The sequence below is a fragment of the Neisseria sp. HMSC073G10 genome (assembly GCF_001812605.1).
Lineage (GTDB): Bacteria > Pseudomonadota > Gammaproteobacteria > Burkholderiales > Neisseriaceae > Neisseria > Neisseria subflava_A.
The window spans coordinates 110,166-122,712 of record NZ_KV809528.1 but is presented as its reverse complement, the minus strand read 5'-3'; the positions used below and the strand labels follow the sequence as shown (position 1 = coordinate 122,712).

The 12,547-nt window shown below is 50.7% G+C and carries 14 protein-coding genes; all 14 read right to left on the bottom strand.

All coding sequences use genetic code 11. From position 1 onward, the window contains the following. Positions 1 to 112: 112 nt before the first annotated feature. The gene (gene ispC / locus HMPREF2865_RS06535; RefSeq protein ID WP_070646573.1) at positions 113 to 1,294 is read right to left on the bottom strand and encodes a 1-deoxy-D-xylulose-5-phosphate reductoisomerase; all 1,182 of its coding nucleotides are present in this window, start codon (positions 1,292 to 1,294) and stop codon (positions 113 to 115) included. A 117-nt stretch (positions 1,295 to 1,411) separates the two neighbouring features. Beyond that, on the bottom strand, positions 1,412 to 2,161 hold the full coding sequence (locus tag HMPREF2865_RS06530; RefSeq protein WP_003747899.1) for an SIMPL domain-containing protein: 750 nt from the start codon (positions 2,159 to 2,161) through the stop codon (positions 1,412 to 1,414). A 33-nt stretch (positions 2,162 to 2,194) separates the two neighbouring features. After that, on the bottom strand, positions 2,195 to 2,989 hold the full coding sequence (locus tag HMPREF2865_RS06525; RefSeq protein ID WP_070646488.1) for a phosphatidate cytidylyltransferase: 795 nt from the start codon (positions 2,987 to 2,989) through the stop codon (positions 2,195 to 2,197). A 5-nt stretch (positions 2,990 to 2,994) separates the two neighbouring features. Continuing rightward, complete coding sequence (locus HMPREF2865_RS06520) at positions 2,995 to 3,741, bottom strand: isoprenyl transferase (protein ID WP_070646487.1); 747 nt, start codon at positions 3,739 to 3,741, stop codon at positions 2,995 to 2,997. Between the two features lie 57 nt (positions 3,742 to 3,798). Further along, entirely contained in the window at positions 3,799 to 4,356 is a 558-nt protein-coding gene (frr, locus tag HMPREF2865_RS06515) for a ribosome recycling factor (RefSeq protein WP_063068560.1), read from the bottom strand. A 175-nt stretch (positions 4,357 to 4,531) separates the two neighbouring features. Beyond that, positions 4,532 to 4,831 (bottom strand): DUF2818 family protein, encoded by a 300-nt coding sequence (locus tag HMPREF2865_RS06510; RefSeq protein WP_003686671.1) that lies wholly within the window; start codon positions 4,829 to 4,831, stop codon positions 4,532 to 4,534. A gap of 220 nt (positions 4,832 to 5,051) precedes the next feature. Further along, positions 5,052 to 6,494 (bottom strand): NADH-quinone oxidoreductase subunit NuoN, encoded by a 1,443-nt coding sequence (gene nuoN, locus HMPREF2865_RS06505; RefSeq protein WP_070646486.1) that lies wholly within the window; start codon positions 6,492 to 6,494, stop codon positions 5,052 to 5,054. Positions 6,495 to 6,503: 9 nt separating this feature from the next. Then, positions 6,504 to 8,000: an NADH-quinone oxidoreductase subunit M gene (locus HMPREF2865_RS06500; protein WP_070646485.1), complete on the bottom strand. Its 1,497-nt coding sequence runs from the start codon at positions 7,998 to 8,000 to the stop codon at positions 6,504 to 6,506. A 222-nt stretch (positions 8,001 to 8,222) separates the two neighbouring features. Beyond that, positions 8,223 to 8,528, bottom strand: coding sequence for a chorismate mutase (locus HMPREF2865_RS06495; protein WP_049332987.1), 306 nt, complete (start codon positions 8,526 to 8,528; stop codon positions 8,223 to 8,225). A gap of 73 nt (positions 8,529 to 8,601) precedes the next feature. After that, on the bottom strand, positions 8,602 to 10,626 hold the full coding sequence (nuoL, locus tag HMPREF2865_RS06490; RefSeq protein ID WP_070646484.1) for an NADH-quinone oxidoreductase subunit L: 2,025 nt from the start codon (positions 10,624 to 10,626) through the stop codon (positions 8,602 to 8,604). A gap of 2 nt (positions 10,627 to 10,628) precedes the next feature. Then, complete coding sequence (gene nuoK / locus HMPREF2865_RS06485) at positions 10,629 to 10,934, bottom strand: NADH-quinone oxidoreductase subunit NuoK (protein ID WP_003747881.1); 306 nt, start codon at positions 10,932 to 10,934, stop codon at positions 10,629 to 10,631. Then, positions 10,931 to 11,602, bottom strand: a complete 672-nt coding sequence (locus HMPREF2865_RS06480; RefSeq protein WP_070646483.1) for an NADH-quinone oxidoreductase subunit J — start codon at positions 11,600 to 11,602, stop codon at positions 10,931 to 10,933. The genes nuoK and HMPREF2865_RS06480 overlap by 4 nt, the downstream gene beginning before the upstream one ends. An 11-nt stretch (positions 11,603 to 11,613) precedes the next feature. Further along, a complete protein-coding gene (nuoI, locus tag HMPREF2865_RS06475) occupies positions 11,614 to 12,093 on the bottom strand; it encodes an NADH-quinone oxidoreductase subunit NuoI (protein WP_003747878.1) in 480 nt (159 codons plus the stop codon). A gap of 55 nt (positions 12,094 to 12,148) precedes the next feature. Then, a complete protein-coding gene (locus HMPREF2865_RS06470) occupies positions 12,149 to 12,544 on the bottom strand; it encodes a GFA family protein (RefSeq protein ID WP_003676990.1) in 396 nt (131 codons plus the stop codon). Between the last annotated feature and the right edge of the window lie 3 nt (positions 12,545 to 12,547).

Here is a 12,547-nt window from a genome sequence, read left to right as displayed (position 1 = left end):
TGTGATCATCAACGGATAAGGTCGTCTGAAAACCGATTATAAAGGCAGTTGTTCCATTTTGTCTGCCTAAATGCCAAGCGGTTGACGTTTCAGACGGCCTGTCATTGAAGCTTTATTGTTTGCCGATAAAGGCTTCTGCCTGCCTGCGTGTTTGCGCGTCTTGCGCCAACAGGCTTTCGATATCATGACGGCCGTCTGAAAAATCTTGGGCAAGGCAGTGGGCAACGACTTTGACAATATCGGTAAACTTGATGCGTTTATCTAAAAAAGCGGCCACGGCAACTTCGTTGGCGGCGTTCAACACGCAAGGCGCGGCGCCGCCTGCATTCATGGCCTGATAGGCAAGTTTCAGACATGGGAAACGGTTAAAGTCAGGCTTTTGGAAGGTCAATGCGGACAATGCGCCGAAATCCAGCTCGCCCACGCCGGAGTCGATACGTTCGGGCAGGCCCAAACAATAAGCAATCGGCGTACGCATATCGGGATTGCCCAACTGCGCCAATACCGAACCATCGCGATAACGCACCATGCTGTGAATTACAGATTGCGGATGGATGACGACTTCGAGTTTTTCCGGTGGACAGTTAAACAGCCAATGCGCCTCAATCAACTCCAAGCCTTTATTCATCATTGACGCGGAATCGACGGAAATTTTGCGACCCATGCTCCAATTCGGATGCTTGACCGCCTGCTCGGGCGTAATGCTGTCAAATGTACTTAAATCGGTGTTAAGGAAGGGGCCGCCCGATGCGGTCAGGATAATCGAATTGATACCGTGCTCATTCAGACGGCCTGTGTAATCCCTTGGCAATACTTGGAAGATGGCGTTGTGTTCGCTGTCAATCGGCAAGACGGTGGCGCCGTTTTGACGGGCGGTTTCCATAAACAATGCGCCGGAAACCACCAGCGTTTCTTTGTTTGCCAGATAAATGGTTTTGCCCTTTTGAGCAGCGGCCAAAGCCGACGGCAAACCAGCCGCACCGACAATGGCACACATCACGCCGCTGACTTCATCGGCAGAAGCTACGTTAATCAGGGCTTGAGAACCATATAAAACCTGCGTACTGATGCCTTCTTGTTTGAGTTTCTTTTCCAGCTCGGCCGCATGGCCGACATCGCTGACAACAGCATATTCCGGATGGAACTGTTTGCATTGCGCCGCCAGCTTGTCCACCTGCCTATGCCCTGCCAGCGCGAACACGCGGAATTTCTCGGGATGGCGGGAGACAACGTCCAAAGTGCTTTCGCCTATGCTGCCGGTACTGCCTAATATGGTCAGAACTTGTTGTGTCATGGTGTGTTCTTTGTGTGCTATGCAAACGGTATTCATTGTGTTTGAAATAGATTTCTTTGCCGTTTCCAATTTTCAGACGGCCTTTTGCCTCGCGGCTAAACAGGCCGTCTGAAAGAATTACTCAATGCCGTATTCGATGGTAACAACCAGTCGGACTTGTTTGCCGACGGTGCTTTTATCGTAAGAACCGCCGTATTCGTCGTCCTCACTGCTGCCGGTGTCGGCATAGATGTTGAACGAGCCTTGCGAAGCAGAACGCATGGCGCCCACTTTGCCGCCGCCGGTTTTGGCAAATTCGGCCGCGCGTTTCTGCGCATCCTCAGTCGCCTGCGTAATCAAATCGCGTTTGATGGTTTCCAAATTGCCCAGCAAATATTGAGGATTGTCGAAGCGGATGAATTCGTTTTGCGCACGAAAATTCAAAATGGCGCGCTGGGCGGCTTGGATTTTGTCCAGTTTTTTGGTGTTGACCACAATATTGAGGTCGCCATCGTAGCCGTTGGGCGTGCGGGTTACGTTGCCGAGTTCGTCGCGGGTTTCATTGAAAACGCGCGACACTTCAGGCAGGCCCACTTTCATTTCAGCCGCCGTAAAGCCTTGCTCGCCCAAAAACTTAGATAGCTTTTTGCGTCTTGCCGTCAGCAAATCCAAAACTTCCTGATAGCTCTCGCCGTGCGCGTTCACGCCCGTATTCCACGTCGCGCTGTCGGATTGGAAGTTTTTCTCCGCCAAACCTTTTACGGTAATCGTCCCTGGCTGGCGCAGATTCTTAAACTGCACGCCCAAAATAAACGCCGCAGCCATCAATCCCAGTGCCAACAATACGCCCAAAATCGATAAAGATGAAATCTGTTTTTGTTCGGACATAATCAGCTCCCCCAACCACGTCAGACGGGCGGTTTAAAACAAATATACAAAGGCGGCATAAATGCTGATAACGGCAATCAGGCTGTCCACACGGTCGAACACGCCGCCGTGTCCCGGCAACAGATTGCTGCTGTCTTTGATACCGGCCGCACGTTTGAGCCAGCTTTCCAGCAAATCGCCGCACACGCTGACCACGGTCAGGATCAAGCCGATCAAAATCGTTTTGAACCAACCGGCTTCAAAAGCCAGCCAACCGGCTTTCCATACGATGGTCATGTACACGGCAACGCACAATGCGCCGCCGATTGCACCTTCCCAGCTTTTACCCGGGCTGATGGTCGGCGCAATTTTGCGCTTGCCAAACGACTTGCCGCAGAAATACGCGCCAATATCGGCCACCCACACCAAGCCCATAATCGCCAATAAAGACAGCGCGTCTTCAGGCTGAGGGCGCAGGTAAACCAGTGCGAACCAAAACGGCATCACCAACAACCAACCGACCGTGTAAGCCTGCCAGCCACCGTTTAGCTTCCATTTCGCTTTCAGCCACCAAGGCATGACAATCAGCCAAAACGCTAATACGACACACCAAACCAAATTGGGCAGCTGCCAACCGCCGGCATAGGCAATCACACCAAACACCAGCGTTGAAGCCAAATAATGATTGATTTTCAGCTTGTCCAAGCCGCTCATGCGGGCATATTCCCACAAAACCAACATGGCAATCAGGCCGCAAAACGCCGCCCACAGCCACATAGGTGCATAAAACAGCATACCCAGCATCAGCGGCAAGAGCCACAGCGCCGTTAAAATCCGTTGTCTCAACATAATTCTCAACCCCGTTGCTGCTCAAGCGGCAGCTGTTCGGAAGTCCGCCCGAAGCGGCGTTCCCGTTTTTGGAACGAAGCAATCGCCTCGTTCAGCGATTTCTCATTAAAATCAGGCCACAGCGTATCCGTAAAATACAATTCCGCATACGCCATCTGCCACAGCAGGAAATTACTGATGCGCGTCTCGCCGCCGGTTCGGATAAACAAATCCGGCTCGGGTGCATCGCCCAACATCAAATAGCGCGACAACGCCTCTTCCGTAATCTCAGTTACACCCTCGGCAATCAACTGATTTGCCGCCTGCAAAATATCCCAGCGGCCGCCATAATCGGCGGCAATGCTCAAAGTCAAGCCGGTATTGTTTGCCGTCAACGTCTCTGCCGCCTCAATCCCCTTCAGGATCTCAGCATTAAACCGCTCACGGCTGCCGATGACTCTCAAGCGCATATTGTTATCGTGCAAACGGCGCACCTGCTTTTGCAAAGCCTGCAAAAACAGCCCCATCAGAAAAGAAACCTCTTCCTCGGGGCGTCGCCAGTTTTCAGTCGAAAAAGCAAACACGGTCAAATACCGCACACCCAGTTCAGCACAATGCTTCACCATGTTCTCCAGCGCATCCAAGCCGCGCTTATGCCCCATCACACGGGGAAGAAAACGCTTCTTTGCCCAACGTCCGTTGCCGTCCATAATCACAGCAATATGTCGGGGGATGGCAGAGTGTTCCAAAATCGTCTGCGTACTGCTTTTCATGTCTGCCTTTCAGGGAGCAAACCGTCCAAAGGCCGTCTGAACGGTTTGCACACAGGATTAAATCGCCATCAAATCTTCTTCTTTGGCAGCCAAGAGCTTGTCTGCCTCAGCAATATATTTGTCGGTCAACTTCTGAACCGCTTCCTCGCCACGGCGGGCTTCATCTTCAGAAATTTCTTTGTCTTTCAACAATTTCTTGATATGGTCGTTTGCATCACGGCGCACATTGCGGATAGAAACACGGCCTTCTTCCGCCTCGCCGCGTACCACTTTGATCAAATCTTTACGGCGTTCCTCAGTCAACATAGGCATAGGGACACGAATCAAATCACCGACAGAAGCAGGGTTCAGGCCCAAGTTGGAATCACGAATCGCTTTCTCGACTTTTGCAGCCATATTGCTCTCGAACGGTTTCACACCGATCGTACGCGCATCCAAAAGCGTTACGTTTGCCACTTGGCTCACAGGCACCATGCTGCCCCAGTATTCCACTTCCACTTGGTCGAGCAGGCCGGTATGCGCACGGCCGGTACGCACTTTAGCCAAGTTTTCTTTCAACACTTCCAGAGAACGCTGCATTTTGCCTTCAGCTGTCTTTTGAATATCATTAATCATCTTATACTTTCAATTTCATAGGAATAAAACAGGATTAACCGAGAATAGTACCGTTAAACCGCCCCCACGACAAGGCTTTACGCCCCAACAGCCTTGTTTTCTAACCGATATTTAACATCAAACAAAATAAAGGCCGTCTGAAAATCTTTCAGACGGCCTTTTCCTTATTCAAATCCTACTCTCTATTCCGCTCATTCCAAAAGTAACGCCATACGAAGCATGGGAAGGCAAAAATCAGGTAGAGGCAGACAACGGTCGCATAAAACTCCCAATCTTGGGCATGTACGGCTCCGGCGCGCGATTCGAGGATATAGGCGAGAATCGCGGTAAGAAGGAAGCCTGCCAACAATTCGATCAAGTGATGGCCGATGTGTTTGCGTTTCAGGGCGATGATGCCGAAGAATTTGGTGGTAATAAATGGTGCGTTGGCAAAGATAAGTGCCAACAGCAAAAGAATGTACATGGATGCGGTCATGATGGTCTTTCTGTTTTCAGACGGCCTGCGTGTGATTTTAACATGTTAAATGGGCATTCTTGCCCATCATTATCCGTGGGATATTCAATATCTTGATGATACCTGCTTGATGATTGTTCAAAGGCTTGAGGCCGTCTGAACTTTGGGTATATTTCATCCGAATGCGAATCCTAACAAAAACGGCGACTTTGGAACAGCCGCCGTTGGTTTTGTTTGAAGCTTACAAGGTATTTTCCAATGCTTTGGCACACCAGTCGATAACGGTTTGCGGCATGATACCCCAGAGGAGCAGCAGGAAGGCATTGACCGTCAGGACAAATTTGGCGGCATAGTTACTGCCGACTGGCTGGTCATGATCAGGCGCATCGAAGTAGATGACTTTGACCACGCGCAGGTAGTAGAACGCGCCAATCAGCGACATGATGACGGCAAATACGGACAACCAAACATGGCCTTGTTTCAAGAGTGCCATAATCACGCCGAATTTGGCGTAAAAACCCATCAGCGGCGGAATACCCGCCATGGAGAACATAGACAGCAACATCAGGAAGGCGAACCATGCATGGCGTTGGTTAAGGCCTGCGAGGTCTTTGATGTCTTCACACTCAATGTCTTTGGTGGACAATACCATCAAAACGCCGAAGCTGACTGCCGCCATCAAAGCATAGGTAATGGCGTAATACAGGCCTGCGGTAAAGCCGACTGCGCCTGCCATAAACGCCAACAAGATAAAGCCCATGTGCGATACGGTGGAGTAGGCGAGCATACGTTTGATATTGGTTTGCATGATGGCGGCAAGGTTACCGACCACCAAAGAAGCAACGGCAAGGATAGCCAACATCGGCGCCCAGTCTGAATGTATGGTACCCATACCGGTAACAAGGATACGGAACGCAAAGACAACAGCGGCAATTTTCGGAGCCGTACCCACAAAGGCGGTAACAGAGGTCGGCGCGCCATCGTACACATCGGGCACCCACATATGGAATGGAACCGCACCCAATTTAAATGCAATGGCGACTACAATAAACACCATACCCAATTTCAACAACCACTCGTTGGCCTGCTCATTGAAAGCAGAAGCCAAGACAGAAGCAAAATCGAGGGAACCGGTAGCACCGTAAACCATGGAAATACCATAGAGCAGCAGGCCAGAAGCCAACGCGCCCAATACGAAGTATTTCAGCGCAGCCTCGGCAGAACGACCGGAATCGCGACGCAGGGCAATCATGGCGTACAGTGACAAAGACAACAATTCCAAACCGATATACGCAGTAAGGAAATGTGCCGAGCTGACCATGACGCTCATACCCAACAGGGCAAACAGCGACAGGGTATAAAACTCGCCTTTGAAGATTTGGCGGTCTTGGTTGTACGGTTTACTGTAAATAAACAGACCAAACGTTAGCGCATACAGCACCAGTTTTGCCAAACGGGACATGCCGTCTGCAATATACATACCGTGAAAGGCATCGACACTGCCCTGCTCCCATACCGCCAATTGGGTGACGGCCACAATAATGACTGTTCCCAAACTCATCAGATGGGTCAGATAGCGGTTTTTATCGCAAATCCACAAGTCTGCCAGCAATACGACACCCAATAGCGCAAGCAGCACGATTTCGGGCATGGCGGGCATTAAATTCAAATCAGACCAGTTCATTTACACACCTCAAATCTTGCTTTGTGCCACATGGGCAATCAAATCGTTTGCCGCTTGATGCACCACTTCGATAAACGCTTGCGGATACAGACCCATGCCCAATACAGCAACCGCCAGAATCGCCAAAATCGCAAATTCGCGGCAATTGATGTCTTTCATTTCGGCAACGTGCGGATTGTGGATCGCACCAAAAATAACGCGTTTGTACATCCACAGGGTATAAGACGCACCGTAAATCAAGGTCATGGCGGCCAACGCACCTACCCAGAAATTCACTTTAACCGCGCCCATAATCACCATAAACTCGCCCACGAAGCCGGAAGTTGCAGGCAGACCGGCATTGGCCATACCGAACAACATCATAAACGCCGCAAACTTAGGCATCACATTGACCACGCCGCCATAATCGGCAATATTGCGGGTATGCAGGCGGTCGTACATCACGCCGATACACATAAACATCGCGGCAGACACAAAACCGTGGGAAATCATTTGAATGATTGCGCCTTTCAATGCCCAGTCATTCAATTGACCGTTCACAAACAGGAACATACCTAAAGTGACAAAACCCATATGGCTGATGGAAGAGTACGCCACCAGTTTTTTCATATCGGTTTGCACCAAAGCCACCATACCGATGTAAATCACGGCAATCAGGCTCAATACGATGATCACAGGGGCAAAATAGCGTGCCGCGTCCGGCATAATCGGCAGGATAAAGCGCAAGAAACCATACGCACCCAGTTTCAGCGTAATTGCCGCCAACACCATCGAACCGCCGGTCGGCGCTTCAACGTGGGCATCCGGCAACCAAGTGTGCACAGGGAACATCGGCACTTTTACGGCAAATGACAGGAAGAATGCCACAAACAAAAGCTGCTGTACGCCCAACGGAATCTGTTTGATGTTTTGGAAATCGACAATAGAGAAGCTGCCTGTTTGATAGTACAGGTAAACCATGGCAACCAGCATCAAGAGCGAACCCATCAGCGTATAGAGGAACAGCTTGACCGACGCATAGACGCGACGCGGGCCACCCCATACACCGATAATCAGGTACAGCGGAATCAGCATACCCTCGAAGAACACATAAAACAGAATCGCATCCTGCGCGGCAAACGCGCCGTTAATCAAACCCGACATGATCAGGAATGCCGCCATATACTGCGCCGGACGTTTCTGAATGACTTCCCAACCGGCCAATACCACCAACAGCGTAATAAACGCATTCAAGATGATAAAGAGCACTGAAATACCGTCCACGCCCAATGCGTAGTTGATTTTCAGCAGCGGAATCCACTCGTGGAACTCGGTAAACTGATAGCCGCCGCTCAAACGGTCGAAACCGGTAAACAGGGGCAGCGTTACCAAGAAACCGGCAAGCGCACCCATGAAGGCAAGCACACGCGCCAGCGGCGCACGGCTGTCCTTACCGGTCGCCAGAACCAGCACACCTGCGGCGATGGGTATCCATATTGCCAAGCTGAGTAGGTAGTTGGAAAACATAGTGGTTAACCTGTGGTTAAAATAAAAAATATAGTTGTATGGGTTGGTTTTCAGACACCATTTCAGGAGGCCGTCTGAAAAAGATTGTGTATTTTGTATATGGCAAAATCAAGAAAAACGTATATCTACCGTCATTCTTTTATTCCATAACCGCCTAAAACCTTCTTTTCAGACGGCCTCTTCCATATTTTTCTTGTCAAAACCATTATCCGAAGATTTTGACTACGCTCCATCGGTACGGTTGGTGTCCATCTCAAGTTTAATGAACGCATCAATCATGCTGCGCCAAACTGCTTCTGCTACTTCGGGCGACAAACCGGCCTTTTCGGCATAAGCGCGGCGCGAGGTAATCACTTGAGCCACCCGTTCAGGCGCGGAAACCGCCCGCACATCGTTTTTAGGTTTCAGACGACCAGCCTGCCGTACCAATTTCTGCCGACGGGCGAGTAATTCGATTAATCCCTTGTCCAAACCATCAATGGCTTCGCGGACTTCGTCCAGGGTTTGCGGTAATTTGTCTTCAATCATTGTTGCTCAAATTTTCTTTTTTAGACGGCCCCTATACACACAAACTATAGATAGGCCGTCTGAAATCCCGCTTTTATCGGAACAATCCCCAGAAGGTCATGCCGAGCAGTACCAATACGCCGAATACCATAGCGGCGGCGTAGGTGTAGATAAAGCCAGTTTGGACTTTGCGTACCTGCGCGGCAATCGCGCCGACCAGTTTGGCAGAGCCGTTGACGATACCGTTGTCGATAATGGCGGTATCGCCGACTTTCCAGAAGAAAGTACCCAATGCGCGCGTGCCTTTAGCGAAGACGTTGAAATACAGGGCGTCGAGGTAGTATTTGTTTTCAAACAAAACGTAAACCGGACGGAACGCCTGTGCAATTTTCGCAGGCAGATGCGGCAGTTTGACGTACAAGAGCCATGCGCTCAATACGCCTGCGATAGCGAGGTAAAGTACGGGCGAATGCAGGCTGTGCGACACCATTGCCAATGCGCCGTGGAACTCTTCCTTCATGATGTGCATGGTCGGATGCGCGTCGGCATTAACGAAAATCACGTCTTTGAAGAAATCGCCGTAAAGCATAGGCTCGATGGCAACATAGCCGATGATGACGGACGGAATCGCAAGCAAAATCAAAGGCAGGGTAACAACCAGCGGGCTTTCGTGCGGATTGTCATTTTTGCCCAAGCCGTGATGCTCTTCGCCATGATGATCGTCATGATGTTCAGGCAGGCTGCGCCATTTCTCTTCGCCGTGGAACACCATAAAGTATTGGCGGAACGCGTAAAATGCGGTAACGAACACGCTGGCGAGGACGGCAAAATAGGCAAAGCCGCTGCCCGGCAGGGTGCTGTATTTCGCTGCTTCGATAATCGAATCTTTGGAATAGAAGCCGGAGAAGAACGGCGTACCGATCAGCGACAAGTTACCGATCAGCATGGTCAGCCAAGTAATCGGCATGTATTTTTTCAGGTTGCCCATATGGCGCATATCTTGGTCATGGTGCATACCGATAATCGCGCTACCTGCGGCCAAGAACAACAAGGCTTTAAAGAAAGCGTGGGTCATCACATGGAACATCGCCACGGAATAGGCAGACGCGCCCAGAGCCACGGTCATATAGCCCAGTTGAGACAAGGTGGAATACGCAACCACACGTTTGATGTCGTTTTGAATCACGCCCAAGAAACCCATAAACAGGGCAGTAATCGCACCGATTACCATGATGACTGACAGCGCAGTGCTGCTCATCTCATAAATCGGCGACATACGCGATACCATGAACAGACCGGCGGTAACCATGGTTGCGGCGTGAATCAACGCGGAAATCGGTGTCGGGCCTTCCATTGAATCAGGCAGCCAAACGTGCAGCGGGAATTGCGCCGATTTACCCATCGCACCCACAAACAGGAGCAAACAGGTTACAGTAATCAAAGACCATTCCACACCGGGGAAAAGCTGGATGGTGGCATTTTGTACGTTGGGCAGATAAGCGAATACATCTTGATAGCGCAAGCTACCGCCGAAATAGGCAAGTACCAAGCCGATACCGAGCAAAAAGCCGAAGTCGCCGACACGGTTGATCAAAAAGGCTTTCAGGTTGGCAAATGTTGCGCTTGGACGTTTGAAATAGAAACCGATCAAAAGGTACGACACCAAACCCACAGCCTCCCAGCCGAAGAAGAGCTGGATGAAATTGTTGCTCATAATCAGCATCAACATGCTGAAAGTAAACAAAGAAATATAGCTGAAGAAGCGTTGGTAGCCGACTTTTTCATCGTGCATATAGCCGATGGTATAGATATGCACCATCAACGACACGCCCGTTACCACGACCATCATCATCGCCGTCATCGTATCGACCAAGAAGCCGACGGAGAAATCCAAGCCGCCCATTGTCAGCCAGGTATAAACGTTCTCGTCAAACTTGGTACGGCTGCCATTGAGGAATCCCCACAGCACATAAGCCGACAGCACGGCAGACACCGCCACACCGAGTATTGTTACGGTATGCGCGCCGGCACGTCCGATTTTATTGCCGAACAAACCTGCAATCAGTGAGCCTGCCAAAGGCACAAGGGCAATTACCAAATATAAAGTCATGTCGTTCATGATTACCCTTTCAACTCATCCAAATCGGCAACGTTGATTGTTTTTCTGTTACGGTACACCAATACCATAATCGCCAAACCGATGGCGGATTCGGCAGCGGCAACGGTCAGTACGAAGAATACGAAAATCTGTCCGGCAGTATCACCCAAATATTGGGAGAAGGCGATAAAGTTGAAGTTCACCGCCAAGAGCATCAGCTCGATGGACATCAGCAATACCAGCACGTTTTTGCGGTTCATAAAGATACCCATTGCGCTGATACCGAACAGGAGCGCACCCAATACCAGATAATGCGTCAAGGTAATCATGCTTTGCCCTCCCCTTCCGGCTTGAGGCCGTCTGAAACTTCGCTTTCTTCGGCAGATTCGACTTGCGGTTTGACCGCTTCCATTTTCACCAAGCGCATACGGCCTTGATCAGCGCGTACTTTAACTTGGTCTGCAGGGTCCATACGTTTCGGATTGAAAGTTTTGCGGTGAACCAGAGCAATCGCAGCCACCATACCCAACAGCAGCAATACCGCCGCCAACTCAAACGGCAACAGGTAGTCGGTATAAATACGGCTGCCCAAATCGCGGATATTGTTGTAATCGGCCGGAATGTCTTTCATCAGACCAAATGCGGCCAGGTCGGTTTTCGGGTTGACCAAAATCAGGATCAGGGCAACCGCCAACAATGTGCCGACCACGCCGGCAACAGGCGCATGACGCCAGAAACCGGCGCGCATGGCTTCGATGTCGATATTCAGCATCATCACGACGAACAGGAACAACACCATCACGGCGCCGACGTAAACCACCACCAGCGTCACACCCAAGAATTCGGCCTGCATCAGCATCCAAATCATCGCGCTTCCGCAGAAGGTCAGCACCAGATGCAAAGCGGCATGCACGGGGTTTTTAGCAGTAACGGTACGAACCGCACCGTACAAAACGATGGCGGCAAGGATATAGAACAGAATCGCGGAAAAAGTCATTCGTCTGCTCCTTAACGATACGGCGCGTCAGCGGCTTTGCGTTTGGCGATTTCGGGTTCGTATTTGTCGCCAATGGCCAAAAGAATCGGCTTGGTCATGTGCAAGTCGCCTTTTTTCTCGCCGTGGTATTCAAAAATATGGGTTTCCACAATCGCATCAGTCGGGCAGGCCTCTTCGCAGAAACCGCAGAAGATGCACTTGGTCAGGTCGATGTCGTAACGCTTGGTGCGGCGGGTGCCGTCTTCGCGTTCTTCCGATTCAATGTTAATCGCCATTGCCGGACAAACTGCCTCACACAATTTACACGCAATACAGCGCTCTTCGCCGTTCGGATAACGGCGTTGCGCGTGCAGGCCGCGGAAACGCACGGATTGCGGCGTTTTTTCTTCGGGGAAGTAAATCGTGTCTTTGCGGGCGAAGAAGTTTTTGAGCGTTACGCCCATGCCTTTCACCAATTCGCCCAGCAGGAAGGTTTTTACTAAATTAGCCATTTTCGGATGCTCTTTTCGGATTGTTCTGTTTACAGGCCGTCTGAAAGCGGTTTTTTTAACCTGCCGCGCCCACCATTTCTAAAAACTCGGCTTCGGTCAGCTTCGGGGTATCGTTGGCCAAGTCATAATACGGAGCTTTACAATCAATAAAGATTTGTGAGGTAGTTTCAAAGCCCGCGTTGTCGGCAAACAGCCCGGCGTTGATGTAATAATCGTTGCCAACCTGCACAAACAGGTGTGTGCCGCAGTGTTTGCAAAAACAGCGTTGCGCCCATTCGGACGACTGATAATGCGCGATGTGCTCGCTGCCTGTGATTTCGGGCGACCGGGCGGCCAAAGTAAAAGACGCGCCGCTGCCCCATGTGCGGCATTTCCCGCAATGGCAGGCGTGGAGTTCGCGGTTTTCGGCGGTTTCCAGTGATACTGCGCCGCACAGGCATTGAGCTTTCATCAG

Excerpts from the sequence above, each read along its gene's own strand:
- ispC (WP_070646573.1), bottom strand. The coding sequence starts at position 1,294 with ATGACACAACAAGTTCTGACCATATTAGGCAGTACCGGCAGCATAGGC.
- HMPREF2865_RS06530 (WP_003747899.1), bottom strand. The coding sequence starts at position 2,161 with ATGTCCGAACAAAAACAGATTTCATCTTTATCGATTTTGGGCGTATTG.
- HMPREF2865_RS06525 (WP_070646488.1), bottom strand. The coding sequence starts at position 2,989 with ATGTTGAGACAACGGATTTTAACGGCGCTGTGGCTCTTGCCGCTGATG.
- HMPREF2865_RS06520 (WP_070646487.1), bottom strand. The coding sequence starts at position 3,741 with ATGAAAAGCAGTACGCAGACGATTTTGGAACACTCTGCCATCCCCCGA.
- frr (WP_063068560.1), bottom strand. The coding sequence starts at position 4,356 with ATGATTAATGATATTCAAAAGACAGCTGAAGGCAAAATGCAGCGTTCT.
- HMPREF2865_RS06510 (WP_003686671.1), bottom strand. The coding sequence starts at position 4,831 with ATGACCGCATCCATGTACATTCTTTTGCTGTTGGCACTTATCTTTGCC.
- nuoN (WP_070646486.1), bottom strand. The coding sequence starts at position 6,494 with ATGAACTGGTCTGATTTGAATTTAATGCCCGCCATGCCCGAAATCGTG.
- HMPREF2865_RS06500 (WP_070646485.1), bottom strand. The coding sequence starts at position 8,000 with ATGTTTTCCAACTACCTACTCAGCTTGGCAATATGGATACCCATCGCC.
- HMPREF2865_RS06495 (WP_049332987.1), bottom strand. The coding sequence starts at position 8,528 with ATGATTGAAGACAAATTACCGCAAACCCTGGACGAAGTCCGCGAAGCC.
- nuoL (WP_070646484.1), bottom strand. The coding sequence starts at position 10,626 with ATGAACGACATGACTTTATATTTGGTAATTGCCCTTGTGCCTTTGGCA.
- nuoK (WP_003747881.1), bottom strand. The coding sequence starts at position 10,934 with ATGATTACCTTGACGCATTATCTGGTATTGGGTGCGCTCCTGTTCGGT.
- HMPREF2865_RS06480 (WP_070646483.1), bottom strand. The coding sequence starts at position 11,602 with ATGACTTTTTCCGCGATTCTGTTCTATATCCTTGCCGCCATCGTTTTG.
- nuoI (WP_003747878.1), bottom strand. The coding sequence starts at position 12,093 with ATGGCTAATTTAGTAAAAACCTTCCTGCTGGGCGAATTGGTGAAAGGC.
- HMPREF2865_RS06470 (WP_003676990.1), bottom strand. The coding sequence starts at position 12,544 with ATGAAAGCTCAATGCCTGTGCGGCGCAGTATCACTGGAAACCGCCGAA.